General features: G+C 67.6%; 17 protein-coding genes. 7 read left to right on the top strand and 10 right to left on the bottom strand.

What is annotated here, in order from left to right:
* Positions 1-260: 260 nt before the first annotated feature.
* Positions 261-1,487, top strand: coding sequence for a L,D-transpeptidase (locus FSW06_RS05945; protein WP_010121882.1), 1,227 nt, complete (start codon positions 261-263; stop codon positions 1,485-1,487).
* Here FSW06_RS05945 and FSW06_RS05940 read toward each other — a convergent pair.
* The 7 genes from FSW06_RS05940 to FSW06_RS05910 all read right to left on the bottom strand — a co-directional run bounded on the left by FSW06_RS05940 (position 1,484) and on the right by FSW06_RS05910 (position 7,563).
* Positions 1,484-1,996, bottom strand: a complete 513-nt coding sequence (locus tag FSW06_RS05940) for a flavin reductase family protein (RefSeq protein ID WP_010121880.1) — start codon at positions 1,994-1,996, stop codon at positions 1,484-1,486. The genes FSW06_RS05945 and FSW06_RS05940 overlap by 4 nt on opposite strands.
* Before the next feature lie 41 nt (positions 1,997-2,037).
* The gene (locus tag FSW06_RS05935; RefSeq protein WP_010121878.1) at positions 2,038-3,039 is read right to left on the bottom strand and encodes an LLM class flavin-dependent oxidoreductase; all 1,002 of its coding nucleotides are present in this window, start codon (positions 3,037-3,039) and stop codon (positions 2,038-2,040) included.
* A 42-nt stretch (positions 3,040-3,081) separates the two neighbouring features.
* Positions 3,082-3,663, bottom strand: a complete 582-nt coding sequence (locus FSW06_RS05930) for an HdeD family acid-resistance protein (protein WP_010121876.1) — start codon at positions 3,661-3,663, stop codon at positions 3,082-3,084.
* A gap of 17 nt (positions 3,664-3,680) precedes the next feature.
* Positions 3,681-4,436, bottom strand: a complete 756-nt coding sequence (locus tag FSW06_RS05925) for an iron ABC transporter ATP-binding protein (RefSeq protein ID WP_010121874.1) — start codon at positions 4,434-4,436, stop codon at positions 3,681-3,683.
* A complete protein-coding gene (locus tag FSW06_RS05920; RefSeq protein WP_010121872.1) occupies positions 4,433-5,443 on the bottom strand; it encodes an iron chelate uptake ABC transporter family permease subunit in 1,011 nt (336 codons plus the stop codon). Before FSW06_RS05920 ends, FSW06_RS05925 begins: the two co-directional genes overlap by 4 nt.
* Positions 5,436-6,431 (bottom strand): ABC transporter permease, encoded by a 996-nt coding sequence (locus tag FSW06_RS05915; RefSeq protein WP_010121870.1) that lies wholly within the window; start codon positions 6,429-6,431, stop codon positions 5,436-5,438. The genes FSW06_RS05920 and FSW06_RS05915 overlap by 8 nt, the downstream gene beginning before the upstream one ends.
* Positions 6,432-6,531: 100 nt before the next feature.
* Complete coding sequence (locus FSW06_RS05910) at positions 6,532-7,563, bottom strand: siderophore ABC transporter substrate-binding protein (RefSeq protein WP_040430751.1); 1,032 nt, start codon at positions 7,561-7,563, stop codon at positions 6,532-6,534.
* A 529-nt stretch (positions 7,564-8,092) separates the two neighbouring features.
* On the opposite strand from FSW06_RS05910, the gene FSW06_RS05905 reads away from it, so the two are divergent.
* The 4 genes from FSW06_RS05905 to FSW06_RS05890 all read left to right on the top strand — a co-directional run bounded on the left by FSW06_RS05905 (position 8,093) and on the right by FSW06_RS05890 (position 11,966).
* A complete protein-coding gene (locus FSW06_RS05905; RefSeq protein WP_010121868.1) occupies positions 8,093-9,412 on the top strand; it encodes a hypothetical protein in 1,320 nt (439 codons plus the stop codon).
* A 315-nt stretch (positions 9,413-9,727) separates the two neighbouring features.
* Entirely contained in the window at positions 9,728-10,543 is an 816-nt protein-coding gene (locus FSW06_RS05900) for a MurR/RpiR family transcriptional regulator (RefSeq protein ID WP_010121866.1), read from the top strand.
* Positions 10,540-11,193 (top strand): ABC transporter ATP-binding protein, encoded by a 654-nt coding sequence (locus FSW06_RS05895; protein WP_010121865.1) that lies wholly within the window; start codon positions 10,540-10,542, stop codon positions 11,191-11,193. Before FSW06_RS05900 ends, FSW06_RS05895 begins: the two co-directional genes overlap by 4 nt.
* On the top strand, positions 11,190-11,966 hold the full coding sequence (locus tag FSW06_RS05890) for an ABC transporter permease (RefSeq protein ID WP_010121864.1): 777 nt from the start codon (positions 11,190-11,192) through the stop codon (positions 11,964-11,966). Before FSW06_RS05895 ends, FSW06_RS05890 begins: the two co-directional genes overlap by 4 nt.
* Positions 11,967-12,033: 67 nt before the next feature.
* On the opposite strand, the gene FSW06_RS05885 is transcribed toward FSW06_RS05890, so the two are convergent.
* Positions 12,034-12,582, bottom strand: a complete 549-nt coding sequence (locus FSW06_RS05885) for a nucleotidyltransferase family protein (RefSeq protein WP_010121863.1) — start codon at positions 12,580-12,582, stop codon at positions 12,034-12,036.
* Here FSW06_RS05885 and FSW06_RS05880 point away from each other — a divergent pair.
* Complete coding sequence (locus FSW06_RS05880) at positions 12,581-14,059, top strand: plasmid pRiA4b ORF-3 family protein (protein ID WP_010121861.1); 1,479 nt, start codon at positions 12,581-12,583, stop codon at positions 14,057-14,059. The genes FSW06_RS05885 and FSW06_RS05880 overlap by 2 nt on opposite strands.
* Positions 14,060-14,150: 91 nt before the next feature.
* Here FSW06_RS05880 and FSW06_RS05875 read toward each other — a convergent pair whose 3' ends face one another.
* Positions 14,151-15,119, bottom strand: a complete 969-nt coding sequence (locus FSW06_RS05875; protein WP_010121860.1) for an ABC transporter substrate-binding protein — start codon at positions 15,117-15,119, stop codon at positions 14,151-14,153.
* Positions 15,120-15,205: 86 nt separating this feature from the next.
* On the opposite strand from FSW06_RS05875, the gene FSW06_RS05870 reads away from it, so the two are divergent.
* Positions 15,206-16,648, top strand: a complete 1,443-nt coding sequence (locus FSW06_RS05870; RefSeq protein ID WP_010121859.1) for a helix-turn-helix transcriptional regulator — start codon at positions 15,206-15,208, stop codon at positions 16,646-16,648.
* Between the two features lie 280 nt (positions 16,649-16,928).
* On the opposite strand, the gene FSW06_RS05865 is transcribed toward FSW06_RS05870, so the two are convergent.
* Positions 16,929-17,996 carry a lipoate-protein ligase small subunit gene (locus FSW06_RS05865; protein ID WP_010121858.1) on the bottom strand — a complete coding sequence of 356 codons (1,068 nt, stop codon included), beginning with the start codon at positions 17,994-17,996 and terminating at the stop codon, positions 16,929-16,931.
* Positions 17,997-18,017 lie beyond the last annotated feature (21 nt).

The following is an 18,017-nucleotide window of genomic DNA, read 5'->3' as shown; positions in this document are numbered from 1 at the left end:
CCCGCCTGATTCCGGACGGAACCGGGCGGACCCGGTCGCACCACGGTGGTTTTCTGTCACCGCGGTAACGATTGGGACACAATTATGAGGGCCACCCGCTTGTCGGTTCGTCCCTGTCCGACTGCTGGGTAGGGTGATGGTCGTACGGCGCACCCGGTCCGGGTGACAGCCGTTTTCTGACTCACCACAACTGACTGGCCGGTGCGTCCTCCTGGAGGTGTCGGGGGCGCACCAGTCACGGAAAGCGATCGACAACACCCATGCTCCATATTTTCGGCCGCCGCGGCTCATCGTGGGCCGCGGCCTCACCGTCACACGCCCTGCGCGCCGTCGTCGCCACCGCCGGGGCAGCATCGCTCCTGACGGTCGGTGCCTGCACGATCGACAACGACGACGATTCCGCCGACCCGTCCCAGACCACCGCGGCCGACACGACCGACGGAGAGACCGCCGGGAAGCTCGCCAGCAGTGTCAAGGACAATGCCGACGGGATCAAGGTCGACAAGCCGGTGACGGTCCGGGACGCCGACGGCATCGACTCGGTCAGCCTGACGGACGCGGCCGGCACCGAGGTCAAGGGGTCGTTCAACGACGACCGGACGGAGTGGACCTCCGACGGGAAGCTGGACTACGCCTCCGCCTACTCGCTGACCGCGAAGGGCGGCGAGGACAAGCTCTCGCAGACCTTCACGACGTTCTCCCCGGCCGTACTCACCGACGGTTCCCTTGCTCCGCTCGACGGCTCGACGGTGGGCGTCGGCCAGTCCATCGCGCTGCGTTTCGATGAGGTCCCCACCGACCGCAAGGCCGTCCAGGACGCCATCAAGATCACCACCGAGCCGCACGTCGACGGTGCGTTCTACTGGATCACCGACCAGGAGGTGCGCTGGCGTCCGGAGCACTACTGGAAGCCCGGCACCAAGGTCTCGGTGAAGGCCGACCTGGTCGGTACGGATGTCGGTGACGGCACCTACGGCCAGAACGACCGGGACGCCACGTTCACCATCGGCGACGACATCCGCGCCCACGCCGACGACAACACCAAGCAGGTCGTCGTCACGAAGAACGGTCAGACCATCCGCACGATGCCCACGTCGATGGGCATGCCGGGCAACGCGACGCCGACCGGTATCTACCAGATCGGTGACCAGTACGACTCGATGACGATGGACTCCACCACCTTCGGTCTCGCCCTGGACGCCGGCGGGTACAACACCCGGGTCTCCTACGCCACGCAGATGTCCTACAGCGGCATCTACCTGCACGCTGCGCCGTGGTCGGTGTGGGCCCAGGGCAACACCGACACCTCCCACGGCTGCCTTAACCTGTCGATGGAGGATGCGAAGTGGGTCTATGACAACTTCAAGCGCGGTGACATCGTGACGGTGGACAACACCGGTGCGCCGCGGCTCGAGGGCTACGACGGACTCGGTGACTGGAACATCCCGTGGTCCGAATGGAGCGCCGGGAACGCCGACGCGGTCTAGTTTCCGGCCGGGTCTTCGGCCGGGCGGACCCGGAAGGTGTGGTTGACGTAGAACACCCGGGGGAGGGTACCGGCCAGCATCTCGGGGGAGGCGGTGACGGAGAGGACCTCGGCGGCGATGAGGGTGGCGTCGCCGAGCGCGACGGTGCCCGCGGTGCGCGCCCGGAAGACGGCGGGGGCGGACGGGAGCAGGGGTTCCCCGGTTTCGGCGGTGGTCCAGCCCTGCTCCGGGGTGAAGTGGCGGCCGTCGGTGGCGGCGAACTCCCGGGCGGTGTCCATCAGGTCCTCGCTGAGGAAGTGGATGAGGTAACTGTCCGCCCGCAGCAGTTTTCCGGGCCGTCCGGTGTGCTTGGCCAGGGAGAAGGACACGCCCAGGGGGTCGACGGCGAGGGACGCCAGACTGGAGACGATCAGGCCGACAGGTTCCCCGTCGACCGTCGCAGTGATGAGGACGACCCCGGCCGGATGGTGCCTGAATACCGTGCGGAAATCATCACTCTGTGAAGCCATGCCAGCCAGGTTACACTGCCCTCATAATCACCCAGGCGGCCTCACTGCGGGCTGAGCCCCGTCGCGGCCGCCGTGATCTCCAGACCACGGAGCATCTCGGAGGTGGAGGTGTTCTGCGGGGCGACCATCAGCTCGTCGGCCTGCGCGTGGCGGGCGAAGCCCTGCAGGTAGTCTGCGACCTGCTCACCGGTGCCGACGGCGTGGTACCGGAGCATCGACAGCACCTGGTCCGCCGCCGGGGAGGACATCAGCAGGTCGAGCTCCTCCTCCGACAGCGGTGCACTGCGCCGCACCGCCATGGACTCCACCCGGCGGCGTCGGCAGATCTCGTTCTGCCGGGCGGCGTCCTCCTCCGTGTCGGACGCCGTGACGTTCACCGCGGCGATGACGTAGGGCTCCGGGAAAGCCTCGGAGGGCTGGTAGTTCTCCCGGTAGGCGGTGACGGCCGGGACGAGGGCGTCCGGCGCGAAGTGGGAGGCGAAGGAGTACGGCAGTCCGAGCTGTGCGGCGAGATTCGCCCCGAACAGCGACGAGCCGAGGATGTAGAGCGGGACTTCCGTGTCCGCCCCCGGAACCGCCTGGACACCGGCGACGCGGGACCTGCCGGCCAGGTACCCGCGCAGTTCGAGGACGTCCTCGGGGAAGTTCTCGGCGGCGCGGGGGCTGCGGCGCAGTGCCTGGACGGTGCGCTGGTCGGTGCCGGGGGCGCGACCGAGACCGAGGTCGATGCGGTCGGGGTAGAGCTCGGCGAGGGTGCCGAACTGTTCGGCGACGACGAGCGGGGAGTGGTTCGGCAGCATCACACCTCCGGACCCCAGCCGGATGGTGGAGGTCACCGCGGCAACATGCGAGATGAGCACTGCGGGGGACGAGGAGGCGATCGACGGCATGTTGTGATGCTCGGAGTACCAGATGCGCAGGTAGCCGAGCCGTTCCGCCTCCTGTGCGAGTTCATCGGAACGCTGGAAGGCCTCCCGCGGGGATTCCCCGGGGTACACGGTCGCGAAGTCGAGGACGGAGAGAGGGAGCTGCTGATCGGTCATGGCCCCGAACCTACCCCGCCCGGTGCGGCGGGGTCACCGGGGTCACTTACCGGCGTTGCGGACCTTGACCGACAGCCAGATGAGGAAGATGCCGATCACCAGGGCGGCGATGCCGGCGAGCCAGGCGAGGCTCCAGACGTTGTCCACCGGGTTGGTGATGGCCAGGGCGCCGAGGACGACACCCAGCAGGATGTTGATGATGCCCGCGGTGACCGACCAGCCGCTGCGCAGACCGGCGGGGACGCTGAGCTGCAGGACGCCCTGGAACACCAGGCCGAGGGCCATGAAACCGAGGATGAAGAAGGCGCTGACGATCGCGAAGGAGGCGGGGAACAGGATCACGAGGACACCGGCGATGATGCCGATGATGCCGTCGGTGAGCGTCCAGCCCCACGGGGCGCCGGCCCGCCTGAGGTCGACGGAGAGACCGGAGGTGACCAGCCCGTCGATGACGAGCCAGGCGCCGATGAAGATGCCGAAGACGGTCGCGGAGCCGAACGGCCAGATGATGAACAGGATTCCGGCGATGACGGCGACGATGCCGCGCCAGAGGAGGAACTGGAAGCCGTCCTTCTTCAGCTGGTCGAACAGCGGGGAGGACGGGAACGTGTCCGGAGTGGTCATGCCCGCCAGGTTACCCCTCAGAAATAGCTGGCGAGCGGACCGTCCTCGGTCTGGAGGACCTTCACGGGAGTGCCGAAGATGTCGGTGAGGACCTCGTCCCGGATGACCTCCTGCGGCGTACCGAAGATGGTCACCCGGCCGTCGTTCATCGCGCAGATGTGGTCGGCGTAGCGGGCGGCGAAGTTGACGTCGTGCAGCACGATGACGACGGTGCGTCCCAGTTCGTCACAGGCCCGCCGCAGTTGCTTCATCATCTGGACCGCGTGCTTCATGTCCAGGTTGTTCAGGGGTTCGTCGAGCAGCACGTACTCGGTGTTCTGGGCGAGCACCATGGCGACGTAGGCCCGCTGGCGCTGCCCGCCGGAGAGCTGGTCGAGGAAGCGGTTCTCCAGTTCGGCGAGGTTGAGGAAGTCGATGGCCTCGGTGATGTAGGCCTCGTCCTCGACGGTCAGCCGGCCGTGGGAGTACGGGTAGCGGCCGAAGCCGACGAGCTGGCGGACGGTGAGGCGGGTGACGAAGTGGTTCTCCTGCCGCAGGATCGACAGCCGCTTGGCGACGTCGCCGGAGGGGGCGGAATCGACGTCGAGACCGCCGACGGTGATCGTGCCGGTGTTGGGCTTCTGGAGGCGTCCGATCATGGTGAGCAGGGTGGACTTGCCGGCACCGTTGGGGCCCACGAGGGCGGTCATGCCGCCGGCCGGGATCTCGAGGTTGACCGGCCCGATGGTGACCTCGTCGCTGTAGGACCGGGAGATGTTGTCGAGGATGATCACAGGCGACCTTTCCGCAGGATGTACAGGAGGAACACGGACCCGCCGATGAGCTCGATGATGACCGTCACAGAGCCTTCCGCGTTGAAGAAGTTCCGCATGATGAAGAACGAGCCGAGGAGGAACACGTAGCCGACCAGGGCGGCGACCGGCAGGATGAGCCGGTGGTCGTAGGTGTCCGTCAGCTGGTAGGCGATGGTGGCGACGAGGAACCCGAGGAAGGTCATCGGCCCCACCAGTGAGGTGGTCATGGCCATGAGGACGGACACGAGGAACAGGATGAGCATGAGCTCGCGGCGGTGGTTGAGGCCGAGGTTGTTGGCCGTGTCAGCACCGAGGGCGACGACGTTCATCCGGCGGGACCGCAGGTAGAGCACGGTGCAGACGACGATGACGACGGGGATGACGATCGGGAAGTTCCCGGTCTCCGCGTTGCCGATGTTGCCGAAGGTCCGGGCGGTGAGCAGATCGAACTCGTTGGGGTCGAGCAGCCGCTGCATGAAGGTGGACACCGCCTGCAGCCCACCGCCGAGGACCACACCGACGAGCAGCATGACCTGGATGTTCCCCAACCGGCCGGAGAGCAGCCAGGTGAACAGGAGGACCGCGAAGACGATCATGAGCGCCGACTGCACCAGGAACTGGCTGGTGCCGGTGAAGGCGTTGAGGCCGTGGGCGCCGAAGAAGAAGATCACCGAGGTCTGCATGACCACGTAGATGGACTCGAAGCCCATGATCGACGGGGTGATGATGCGGTTGTTCGTGGCGGTCTGGAAGGACACGGTGGCGAAGGCCTGGCAGCACGCCACGAGGGCGACGACGATGAGCACGTTCTTGCGCAGGTTGACGATCGCCCAGAACCCGGACTGTCCGAAGGGGACCGGGTTGCCGTAGGTCATGTAGGTCAGGGTGAGGCCCGCGGCCGCCAGGACCAGGACCGCGACGAGGACGATGTAGCGGGTGCGCTGGCCGGTGGAGACGAAGGGGCCGGAGCGGCGGACATCAGGCATGGCGGCGTCCTCTCACGAGCAGGAACACGAAGACCACCGCACCGAGGACGCCGAGGACGAGCGACACGGGCACCTCGAAGGGGGCGATGACGGTGCGGGCGAAGATGTCGGCGATGATGAGGATCCACATGCCGAGCATGGCGACCCAGGGCAGGTTGGAGCGCAGGTTGTCGCCGCGGAAGATCGAGACGATGTTCGGCACGATGAGCCCGAGGAACGGCAGGTTGCCGACGACGACGGTGACGATACCGGTGGCCACGGCGACCATCGCGATGCCCAGCAGCTGGATCCGGCCGTAGTGCAGTCCGACGTTGGTGGCGATGTCCCGGCCGAGGCCGGCGACGGTGAACCGGTCGGCGACGATGAAGATGAGGACGCAGACGACGAGGACGATGTAGAGCAGCTCGTAGCGTCCCCGGACCACGCCGGTGAAGGAACCGGTGAACCAGACGGTGAGCTGCTGGAGCATGTCGGTCTTCAGTGCGACGAAGGTGGAGACCGAGCTGACGACCGCCCCGAGCATCATGCCGACGATGGGCACGATGAGCGAGGACTTCAGTTTCACCCGCTGCAGGAAGAGGAAGAAGATCCCGGTGCCCACGAAGGCGAAGAGGATCGCGCCGATCATCCGGACGTTGAGGGAGGCCCCCGGGATGATGATCATGGTGGTGATCAGGCCGAGCCCGGCCCACTCGGTGGTGCCGGTGGTGGTGGGGCCGACGAACTTGTTCTGGGTGAGCAGCTGCATGACCAGCCCGCACATGGCCATCGCGGCGCCGGCGAGGGCGAGGGCGATGGTGCGGGGGACGCGGGTGATGAAGAACATGCTCCAGCCGTCCTCACCGCCGGTGATGTCGTAGACACCGGTGAACAGGGACAGCACGAACAACCCGAGTGTGAACAGGATGCCGAGCGCTATCGGCCAGGTTGTCCGCCAGGTCTTCCGGGCGGGTTTCTGCCCGGGTGGGGCGGTGGAGGCGGCGGTCATGGGGGTTGTGCGGTCCTTTTCCGTGCCGAAACCCGACCCGCTGATGACGGTGGTCAGTCAGTGGGCCGGGTGCGGGATATTCTGTGTGTAACGCGCTGTACTACTTCGCTTCGTCGAAGGCGGTGCCGATCTGCTTCAGGGCATCAGTGTAGGCGACGATGTCCTCGGTCTCGTAGAAGTCGGCCGGCAGGACGATGATGTTGTCCTTCTGGACGGCCGGGACGTTCTTCATGGCCTCGGAGCTCTTGATGAGCTCGGTGGCGGTCTTGTAGTCGGGCTCGTCGGCGCTGATCGCGGCGTCGCGGTCGAGGACGAGGATCCAGTCCGGCTTGGAGTCGGCGATGGCCTCGACGGAGATGTCGTCGCCCTTGTGGTCGGTGGAACCCTCGTGGTTGTAGGACGGGGTCAGGTCCAGCATGTCGAAGATCGGGCCCACGGAGCGGCCGGTCGACGGGGCAGCGTAGCCGAGCTTGCCGCCGGAGGTGACCAGACCCATGACCTTCTGGTCCTTGTTGTAGGACGCCTTGGCCGAGTCCTTGGCCTCATCGAAGTTCTTCTCGATGGTGGCGGCCTCGTCCTGCTTGTCGAAGACCTCACCGATCAGGGAGGTGATGTCCTTGAGGGTCTTCTCGAGGCCCTGGGTCTTCGGGGCGTCCTTGTCCTTGTTGTTGAAGTCCTTGTCGAAGCTGAGGTCCAGCACCGGGACGTCGGGGAGCAGTTCCTTCATCTTCTCGTAGGAGCTGGACAGGCGGTAGCCGGTGATGACCAGGTCGGGCTTCGCGGCGACGAGCTGCTCCAGGTCGGGGTCCTTGAAGTTTCCGACGTCCTTGATGTCCTTGTCGTCGTGGTACTTCGTGATGGAGTCCGGGATGATCTCGATCGGGGCGGAGACCAGGTCGACGTCCCAGTCCTCGAGGATGGAGAAGATGCGGTTGTCGAAGGCGGCGACCCGCTGCGGGTGGGCCGGGATTTCGACCTCACCGTGCGCGTCGGTGACGGTCTTGGTGTCTCCGCTGGAGCTGCTGCTGTCGTCGTCGCTGGAGCAGGCGGTCACGGCGCCGATCGACAGGACGGCGGTGGCGGCCAGGGCGACCGGGGCGAGGCGGCGGCGGCCGCGGAAGAGGGAGCGCATGGTGGTGTTCATTCCTTCACGTCAGGTTTGGGCTTGCTCTTCAGTGAGCCTAACCAGGATGAGGCGAGCCACACAAAGCACAGCCTAAACGCACCTCAGGTGTCGCTGACCCTGTCAGCGTGGGTCTGTGCAGGTCGTCACGGATCCGGGGCGGGAGTGTCGCAGCGCACCACGGGGGTGGATTCAGGGGGTGAATCGGGCTCAATGTAGTGCCGTGACGTGCAGATACTACAGAGATTCCGACAGGTTCCACTCAGAATCTCAGGTGCCCGACCAGGCGCGCCACAACCGTGCGTAGCGGCCACCGGACGCCCCTGTGCGGCCCAGCGTCGCGACCAGCCCTGCATATGGGGCACGGCGGCGGCGCGTTGACCGTGTGAGGGTGGTCGTGACGGGGTCCGCCACCGTGACGCGGTCAACCGGGGTCACCTCGCCGGAGGTTGCGCCGACAAATCGAGCAATGTGTGGCAGAGAAGTTCGGATATGTCGGTGCATACTCCGCGGTCCGGTCCGTCGGTAACGTGGCCGCATGCGCAACTGGTCCGACATCCGTTCCCTGATCACTCACGGTGCTTCGGTGCCTGTCACCGCCACGCTGCGGCCGTGGGGTGAGCCGGACGGCTCGCAGTTCGGCTGGATCATGGGGAACGAGCGTATCGCCGGACTCGTCCTGTCTCCAGGGGAGTACCGGATCGTCGGGGACGAGCACCGGATCCGCATCACGGACGCCGACGGCACGCCGCGGCTGGTCGACGACGGTGACCGGGTGGTCGTCATGACCGACGGTGACCCGTTGGACGCGACAGAGCACCTCTCGGTGACCATGTCGGCCACCTGGTTACGCTCGCCGGTGGGCCTGCTGCGGGAGCTCGACCAGCTGTTTCCTTCCGGACCGGTCGAGGAGACTGTCCGCGGCGGGCGTGACTGCCTGCGGATCCCGGGCCTTCCCGCGCAGCATCTGAAGGCGTCGCCGGCGGCGCGCTGGATCACGGTGGACGCCGGGACCGGCGTGCTGCTGGCCGTCGACAACGGTGACGGCTGCGGTGAACTGGTCGATGTCTCTTACCCGGACGTCCTGCCCGCGGACGCATTCATGTGGGACAGTGACAGGTTCGGGACGCCGCGGCGTCCGGACCCGTGGCGGCCGACGGGCGTGGTTGATGAGGGGGAGACGGACGCAGGTACGGGCATGCCGACGGAGAGGCAGGAGGAACCCGTCGCGGAACCGGCGGCCCCTTCGTGGTCAGAGCGCACACCGTCCGCCGACGAGGTCCGGCGGACCGGAGAACTGGCGGACGAGGCGGCCGGACCGGTGGAGCTGCCGGGACATGCCCGTGTGTGGCGGCATCCCGACGGCGGGTACATCGTGCTCGACGAGTCAGAGGACGATGAGCGCCGGGTGCTGGTGTACCGGCTGGGGTACGTAGCCGACGACTCCGGGAAGAGCGATGTCCGGTGGGTGGAGGAAGCGACCAGTTGGGACCCGATGTTCGTGTATGTCATTGGTGACCGGATCTTCTCGTTGAGCGATGACACACTCACGCTGCGGGACGCTGATCTGGGGGTCGTACGCAGGTACCGGGAACCTGCGTCGAGATTCTGGTTGACGGTGGTGGGGCCCTGGTTCGGGGCGTTCGAGTATCGACCGATGACCGATGACGACGAGTGGTGGGAGGAAGACAACCGCCCCGGCACCTTCCGGCTGTTCGATCCGGAGTCTGACGGGGCGGAGCTCGATGTGGTGCTGGAGGTGCCGGTGGCGTCCTCGGAGGTCACGGCCCAGTGGGTGGACGGTGAACTGTGGCTCTCGGAGGCTGGGGGAGTGACGGTGTTCCGGAAGTTTGTGTGACTACTTCAGCTTCTCGATGGTGGGATAACCCGGTCGAGAAACCCGCGCAGCGAGTGCGGGCCGGCGGCGTTGATGGCGTTGAGGTTCTGTGCGTCGGCGTAGTACACGGTGCCGTTCTCCACCGGCCGGGACTTTCGGGAGCAGGTGGGGATGAGTCCGCGGGAGTATGCGAGGGAAGGGTAGGTGCCGTCGGCCCGCGTTGACCGTGTGAGGGTGGTCCGGGCGTCCGGAACCACCCTGGCGTGGTCAACCGGGCGTCCCCGACCCGCTGTAGCAGTCACGACGGAGCAAGCCGATCATGTAGTATCCGCACCCATGAAACTGGAGGACCAGATCGCCGCCCACCGCGGCGGGCTCTCACCCGCCGAGACCCGCGTCGCGGACTTCCTGCTGGCCAACCCGCACAGTGTCGGCCACCTGTCCGCACTGAAACTCGCCGCCGCATCCGGGACCAGCGACGCGACCGTCGTCCGGACGGTCCACAAGCTGGGCTTCGCCGGCCTCGACGAGCTCCGGGAACACCTCGCCGCGGAACTGTCCCAGGCCGGCCGGCTGCAGTCGACCGTGCGCGCCTTCGGTGACGGGGTGGTCTCCTGCCACGTCGCCGCCTGCACCGGGGCCCTCACCAGTCTGCCCGAACGGCTCAGCGACGACGGGCTCACCGCCGCCCTCGACGTGCTGGCCCACGCCGCGCGCGTGGTCATCGTCGGTTTCGGCCCGGCCCGCCACATCGCGTCCTACACCGCCCAGTACCTGGCCCGGGGCGGCGTCCCGGCACTGGCGATGGGGATGACGGGCCGCGGTTTCGCCGACCAGGTCATCGCGCTGGCCCCGGAGGACGCCGTCATCCTGCTGTCCTACGACAACCCCTCCGAGGAGGTCGAGGCGCTCTACACCCGCGCCGGGCAGCTCGGCGTCCCCGTCGTGCAGGTCACCGAAAGCAGGCTGGTCGCCGACCCCCGTGCCGCGGTCGCGCTCGGAGTGGGGCGCGGCAACCCGGCCTACAGTCCCAGCCATGTGCCGACGCTCGCCGTCCTGGAGGCGCTCGCCGATGCGGTCGTCGCCACCGATCCGGCCCGCAGCGCCCGTGCCGCCGCCGACCTCGCCGAACTCCGGGAGATGCTGTCATGACCGGTACGGCACCGCTGTTCCGCTTCGAGGACGTCACCGTCGAGCGCGGCGGGCGCCCCATCCTCGACCATCTCACCGCCGAGGTGTCTGCGTCCGGGATCACCGCGGTGACCGGCCCCTCCGGCTCCGGAAAGTCCACCTTCCTGCGCTGCTGCAATCTGCTGGAGGTGCCGACCTCCGGGCGGATCCTCTACCGGGGCGAGGATCTCACCGGCGTCGACCCGCAACGACTGCGGCGGGAGGTCGCCATGGTCTTCCAGCGTCCCACGGTCTTCCCCGGCACCGCCCTCGACAACCTGCGTGCCGCCGACCGCACCCTCGGCGAGGACGCCGCCGCGGACCTGCTCGACGAAGTCGGGCTCACCACCGACTACCTGCACCGGGAGGCGGACGCCTTCTCCGGCGGCGAGGCACAGCGGCTCTGCCTCGCCCGCGCGCTGGCCACCCGCCCGAAGGTCCTGCTCGCCGACGAGGTCACCTCCGCCCTCGACGAGGACGCCGCCACGGTGCTGGAGAATCTGGCACGCCACCTGGCGGACCCGGCGTCCGGCAGGGGTCTGGCGGTGCTGTGGGTCTCCCACAATGCCGGGCAGGTCCGCCGCATCGCCGATCACGAACTGCGCATCGAGTCCGGGGAGGTGGTCGCATGAACGGCTCCGTCGGCTGGCTCGGACTGCTGGTCTCCCTGATCTTCATCGCGGTAGCCATGGCGGTGACCAGCGGATTCCGCCTGAAACTCAACCGTCCGATCGTGGTGGCGGTGGTGCGGTCCCTGGTGCAGATGGGCATCGTCGGCTTCGCTCTGGTGCTGCTGGTCGACCCGGGGACGTCGATCTGGTGGTCGTGGGCGTGGACGGTGGGCATCGTCGTCTTCGCGTCGGTGACGGTGAAACGTCGGGCTCCGGCGGTCCCGGGACTGTTCGGGATCTCGCTGGTGGCGTACACGGTCGTGGCGGCGTCCTCGTTGGCGATCATCTTCGGGTTCGGCATGTTCGACCTGTCGAGTCGGGCGCTGGTGCCGGTCGCCGGCATGGTCATCGGCAACTCGATGAAGGTGGGGGTCGTCGCGGCGACGCGGGTCGTCGAGTTCACCGCCGACCAGCGTGCGGAGATCGAGGCGGGCCTCGCGCTGGGGATGAGTGTGCGGCAGGCCGCCGCCCGGCTGATGCGCTCGGCGCTGCGCACCGCGATCTCCCCGCAGGTGGAGCAGACCGCCGCGCTCGGGATCGTGTTCCTGCCCGGGGCGATGACCGGCCTGATCCTGGCGGGCATGGACCCGTTGGAGGCGGTGGCCACCCAGCTGGCGCTGATGTACGTGATCCTCGCCGGCGTGGTGATCGCCGCGGTGGTCACCGGGTTCGGGACGCTGCGGGCGTTGACGACGGACCGGCAGACCGTCATGCAGCTGGCGCGGCAGGGGTGAACGGGGAATAGGGCGCTAGTGGGGGGACTTCAGCCCAGGTTGTCGAGTTCGGCCCGGAGGGTCCGGCTCACAGCGGCACCGCATCGGAGAGGGCGGACTCACTGACATTCACCCGCAGGGCACTGGCGGGGACGATATCGACGGGTGTCCCGAGGGTGTCGGCGACTCTCCCCTCAAGCCGGGAGAGCGAAAGGAGCCCGAAGCCTTCCGGTAGATCGACCAGCAGGTCGATGTCGGAATCCCCGCGGTCCTCGCCGCGGGCGACGCTGCCGAACACCCGGGGGTTGGTGACCCCTGCTTTACGGAGAATTTCCAGAACCTGTGGTCGGTACCGCCGGAGCCGGCGTCCCAGTGGTGTCGTGCCGTGGAATCGGAGCAACCTGGAGACCTCCGGTTGACTCCGTCCGATGGCGTCCGCGATCTGTCGTTGGGTGAGTCCGGCCGCATATCCGGCCCGCACCGCGGAGACGAGCATGTCGGAAGCTCGGGCGCGGAGTTCATCGGCCGCCTGTGCCTCGGACCTGATCTGGGAAATAACTGCTTCTGTAGTGGTAATATAGTAGATGCTATCAGCAGTCAACTGGGCGGGGGAGGCCTCGTATACCCTGGCGCCCATGACCGACTTCTCCTCTTTCGATGACGTCGCCGTGTTCGGGGAGCCGCCGAAGCGCCCGCATCTGCGTCGGGAACCGTTGCCGGGGGTGCACACCTTCCGTCTGCGGATCTCGCTCAACGAGTCTGATCCGGAGATCTGGCGGGAGGTGCTGGTGCCCTCCGACATGAAGCTGGCGGTGCTGCACCAGGTGATCCAGGCCTGCTTCCTGTGGTGGGACTACCACCTGTACCGTTTCTCGCTCGGTGGGGGAGTGTACGAGGACTCGGTGGAACTGTTCCTGTGTCCCTTCGATGAGCAGGAGCCGGACCCGTACCAGCAGGGGGCGCCGACGCGGATGGTCCGCCTCGATGAGACGGTGCAGCAGCCAGGTGAGGTGCTCCACTACCTCTACGACTTCGGCGACGACTGGGATCTGACAGTCACGCTCGTCGAGATTCTGGCCCGTGGTGGCGAGGATGCCCCGGTCGCCGAGTACGTCACCGGTGAGCGTGCGGCTCCGCCGGAGGACTGCGGCAGCCGGCGCACCGCCGAGGAGTTCGCCGCGATGAAGACCGCCCCGGAGACCGGGCACCTTTTCGACGACTTCGATCCTGAGGTCGTGGACGCCCAGGCGATCATCCGTCAACTGCTCCCCGTGGAGTGGTGGGCGCGGACGACGGAGTCGCCGGACTACATTCCCTCCCTGCTGGAGGGGTTCCCGGTCCTCGCGCAGATCTTCCACCAGTTGGAGCAGTCGCCGTGGACGGTCTTCCTCGGCACGAAACTTGAGATCCTCGAGGGGCAGGTCGAGAACCTGCCTTTTGACCTGCCGGACGCCACGGCGAAGGCGGAAGCCCTCAGCGGTATCACCGTATTCCTTCGGATCGTTGCGGACGCCGGGCCGGACGGTGTGAAGCTCACCGGCGCCGGCTACCTTCCGCCGAAGGTGGTGGAGGCGGCCATGGCGGAGTTCCCGAGCCGCTATGACGGTCTCACCAAGAGCCGCAGTGAGTCGAATATTCCGCAGGTCTCCGTGATCCGCACGGCGCTGACCAAGCTCGGGCTGGTGCGGAAGTGCCGGGGTTACCTGGGGCTCACCGCCACGGGGAAGCGGGTGATGGCGGATCCCGAGAAGCTCTGGGAACACCTGGTGACCCGGGTGGGCGCGCAGCAGCGTTCCACGGGCAGTACTGCAACCACCGCAGTTCAGCGGGACATCGACGTGGAGATCGAGGCGCTGACCCTGCTGGATCTGGCGACTTCACCGGACCAGGAGCTGGCGGACAGTGCCCGGGCGGACCTGCTCACTGCCACCGGGTGGCGCACCGGGCTTGACGGTACCGAGGACCTCAGATCATATGACGCGATCTCGATGACCCCCACCCTGGTCCTGTTCGGATACGTCGCCCCGTTGGAGTCCCGGGACTGGCAGCCGACGATATACAGCACGGCCGCGGCAGCACTGGCACGGGAGGCGTTGCTGGCGTCCCGTGGGTGAGGGTCTGTCACGAGCTGACCCATATCTGTGGATTCTGTCCGGTCGGATCGACAGAATCGGGTCAGCTCATGACAGCGGAAAAGTTCTGCGACTAACTCACGGCGGCGGTCAGTTCCGGGGTGATCTGCTCCACCGCCCAGTCCAGGCTCATCGGCCCGGCGGCGGTCGTCACCGCGTAACCGAGTGCCATGTTCTGCCAGACGAGTGCCCCGTTCGTCACTGACGGCAGGCTCCGGAACTGGCGACTGCTCTCGAGCTTCTGCTTCTCCCCGGCGGGATCGTAGATGACCAGCAGGTCACCGTCGAGTTCGTCGAGGCGCTCCATCGACACGGTGCCGGTGGCGCCGGCCTTCTTCTGCCGGTCGGTCTGCACCATGCCGAGGTCCTCGAACACGGAGTTGGTGCTGTACATCAGCTGCCCTTTGTTGAGGATCGCCGAGTTGTAGGTCAGTTGGTCGATGCCGGGGAACTGTGCCCGGATCCCGGAGATCCGGGCGTCGTAGGCGGCGGTGACTTCGTCGGCCCTGTCCTCCAGCCCGGTCACCTCCGCCACGCCGTCGAGGATCGGACGCCACGCCGGGCCGTCGGTCGGCCAGTCGTAGACGAGCGTGGGGGCGATGTCCTCGAGCTCGTGCCACGTCGCGTTGTCGGCGTAGACATCACCGACGATGATGAGGTCGGGATCGTATTTCGCCACCGCCTCGGGGTTCGCGGTGCGCTCGGCGGTCAGGGAAGCGTCCTCCGGCCAGTCGATCTTCCCCTTCAACCAGGGCATGCTGTCGTCGCCGCCCTGGATCTCGAACATGGCGACGGGTTCGAGGCCGAGGGAGAGCACCGGGTCGACACCGGCCTCGTGCATCACGACAATCCGCTCGGGCTTCTCCTCGATGGTGGAGGAGCCACGGGCGTGGTCGACGGTGACGGGCCAGGATGCGGCCTCGGCCTCGGCCTCGGTCGCGGTCGCCGCGTCACGGGAGGAATCGCCGTCGCCACAGGCGGTCATGCCGAGGGCGAGGGCGGCACCGAGCAGGGCGGCGGGGAGGGTACGGGACAGCTTCACTTGTTCTCCTGAAGTTCCGGGGGTCAGATATTCAGTAGGACAGGCTATGCTTAACTTCATGCCCTTACGTCGTACCGGACTGCCCTGTGCTTGACGATCTGACCCCGTTCAGCATCACCCTGACCGCCGGTGACCGGTACCTGCTGCTGTGGTGCCACACCGGGAAAGTCTCGGTGACCTGTGGTGAGGTGGTGCGACTGGCGGCCGGGCAGGGCGTCCTCGTCCCACCGGGGAAGGACGCCACGCTCCTCGTCGCGCCGGGTGCCGTCCCCGTACCGGTACGCATCGCATCCGCAGAGGTGCCGGAGGGGCACGATGACCTGCAGGTGTTCACACCCGGTGAGGAGTGGAACGACTGGCTGCTGCACCACTTCACCGCGTCCATCGCGCCGCTGCGTGAGCCGGGCCACCGGTCGGCCGAGCTGGTCGAGGCACTGGCCGGGAGTAGCCCGGAGGGGCGTCCGGCGCTGCCGCGGACGCCGGCGGCGCTGGCGGTGGCCCACGGTCTGCTGCGCGATCCCGCGTCGTCGCTGACGGCGGCGGAGTGGGCGGCGCGGGTGAGGGTGGGTGAGCGGACACTGCACCGCGTGTTCCCGGCGGAGACCGGGTTGACCTTCGCGGCGTGGCGCCGGGAGACCCGGCTCGCTGCCGCGCAGGATCTGCTGCGTGCCCCCGGCACCCCGGTATCGCAGGTCGCGGAGGCAGTGGGGTTCCGTACATCGACGGGGTTCATCCGGGCATTCCGGAACCGGTTCGGGAGGACGCCACAGGTGTGGCGGGCTGAGTGGGACGGCACGGGGACGCCGGCGGCCGGTGTCCCGGGGCCACCGCCCTGGGGAGAGCTGTCTGCCCCACCGAACCTGGACCACGGTTTCCACCTGCTGCTGTGGGTCTGGCGCGGGGCAATGGAGCTCACTGTCGGGGAACGCGTCCTGAGTGTCGGTGAGGGGCAGATCGCGTGGATGCCGGCCTACCGCGGTCACGGCGTGCGGACGGAGCCGGGGTCGGTGGTGCTGCCGTTGACGTTCACCGTCGGCGAAGTCGATCTCGGCGAGGATCCCGGGCCGGCCGATGTGCCGGACTACGAGGTCTGGGCACTGCTGCAGCATGTCATGGGCAACCAGTGCGGCGTGGCGCCGGAGGGGTACGGGCGCACGACGGTGGTCGACTCTCCGTGGGTGCCCGGTGTGGCCCGGCGCGATGGGGCGACGACGGTGGAACGTTCGCCTGCGGCACAGGTGGCGGACGCCCTGCTCGGTGATCTGCGTGACCAGCGCACCCTGTCACAGTGGGCGGGGGCGGTGGAGCGGACGCCGCGACAGCTCAACGCCGGGTTCCGGGCGGACACCGGGATGACGTTCCTGCAGTGGCGCACCACGGTCCGGTTGCAGACAGCCCGGCGGCTGCTCGCAGCCGGGGCGACGCCCTCGGAGTCCGCCCATGCGGTCGGCTACCGGCATCTGTCGCAGTTCAGCCGGGACTTCGCTGTGGGGTACGGGGTAACGCCACGGGAGTTCGTCGGCAGGTGACTCCGCTTCGCCGCCGGCGCGGTCACCGGGTGGGGCGCCACCGGACTGCTCGACTACTTCCGGTTGTCGTCGGTGCTGCATCTCGGCCTGTCGGAGGAGCTGAGCGGGGAACTGCCGACGACGATCCCGATGACACCCGCCTACGTCGTGCTGTTCCTGTCCGTTCCGGCACTCGTCGGCGGGGCCGCCTGGTACCAGGCGGCGAACGGTGGCTGCTCTACGAACCGGCGGCGGCTGTGGCGGAGCGGGCGCCGGAGCAGACTCCGGCGCGGCCGGCCGGTCAGGGCAGCCGGTAGGTCCACTCCGGGGTGGAGAATTTCTCGTCGCACCGCTGCTGGGCGACCTGCAGGTCATGCTCGGTGATCTCGCCCTCGGTGGCGTTGTACTTCTGCTGGAACGTGTCGTGGAAGACCTTGAGGATCTCCTCGCGCGGCAGCTGCGTCTGCGACCGCATCGGGTCGACCCGCTTCACCGCGGACCGGTGCCCCTTGTCCTTCATCTTCTCCTTGCCGATGCGCAGCACCTCGAGCATCTTCTCCGCGTCGATGTCGTAGGACATGGTCACGTGGTGCACCATCCAGCCGTTGGAGAACCGCTTCTGCGCCGCGCCGCCGATCTTCCCCTCGTCGGAGGAGATGTCGTTGAGCGGGATGTAGTGGGCGTTGATGCCGACCTTCTTCAGCGCCTCCATCGTCCACTCGTCGAGGAACGGGTAGGACTGGGCGAAACTCAGCCCGTCGACGAGGGCCTGCGGCACGACCAGGGAGTAGGTCACACAGTTGCCCGGCTCCATGAACATCGCCCCACCACCGGTGACCCGCCGGGAGACGGTGATGCCGTACTTGTCCACGCCGGCCTGGTTGATCTCGTTGGCGTAGGACTGGAACGAACCGATGACGACCTGCGGGGAGTTCCACTCCCACAGCCGCATGAACGGCTTGCGCCGACCGGCGGCGACATCGGCGGTGAGGGTCTCGTCCATCGCGACGTTGAGCATCGGGTCGATGGCGGGACCGTAGATGACGTCGAAGTCGATGTCGCTCCAGTCGACGGCGTGGCCCAGGGCGCGGCGCACCGCGACACCCACCCCGTCGGCGGTGATGCCGAACAGCACGTCGCTGCGCAGCAGGGAATCCTGGACCCGCTCCGAGAATTCGTCGACGGTCAGGTCCGCCGGTGCACCCTCCAGGGCGAGGGTCATGCGGGTGAGGACCTCGTCGGGTTCGAGGAAGAAGTCACCGGCGATCTGGACGTTGCGCAGCACGCCCGGATCCTCCGGTCCTCCGGTCTCGACCTCCAGGTCGACGACGATGAGCTTTCCTCCGGGGACCTTGTACTCTCCGTGCACCTCAACTGGCCTTTCCTGGTG

It is taken from the genome of Corynebacterium nuruki S6-4, assembly GCF_007970465.1.
Lineage (GTDB): Bacteria > Actinomycetota > Actinomycetes > Mycobacteriales > Mycobacteriaceae > Corynebacterium > Corynebacterium nuruki.
Note: the sequence above shows the minus strand (reverse complement) of the source record. Positions and strands in the feature narration are given on the sequence as shown.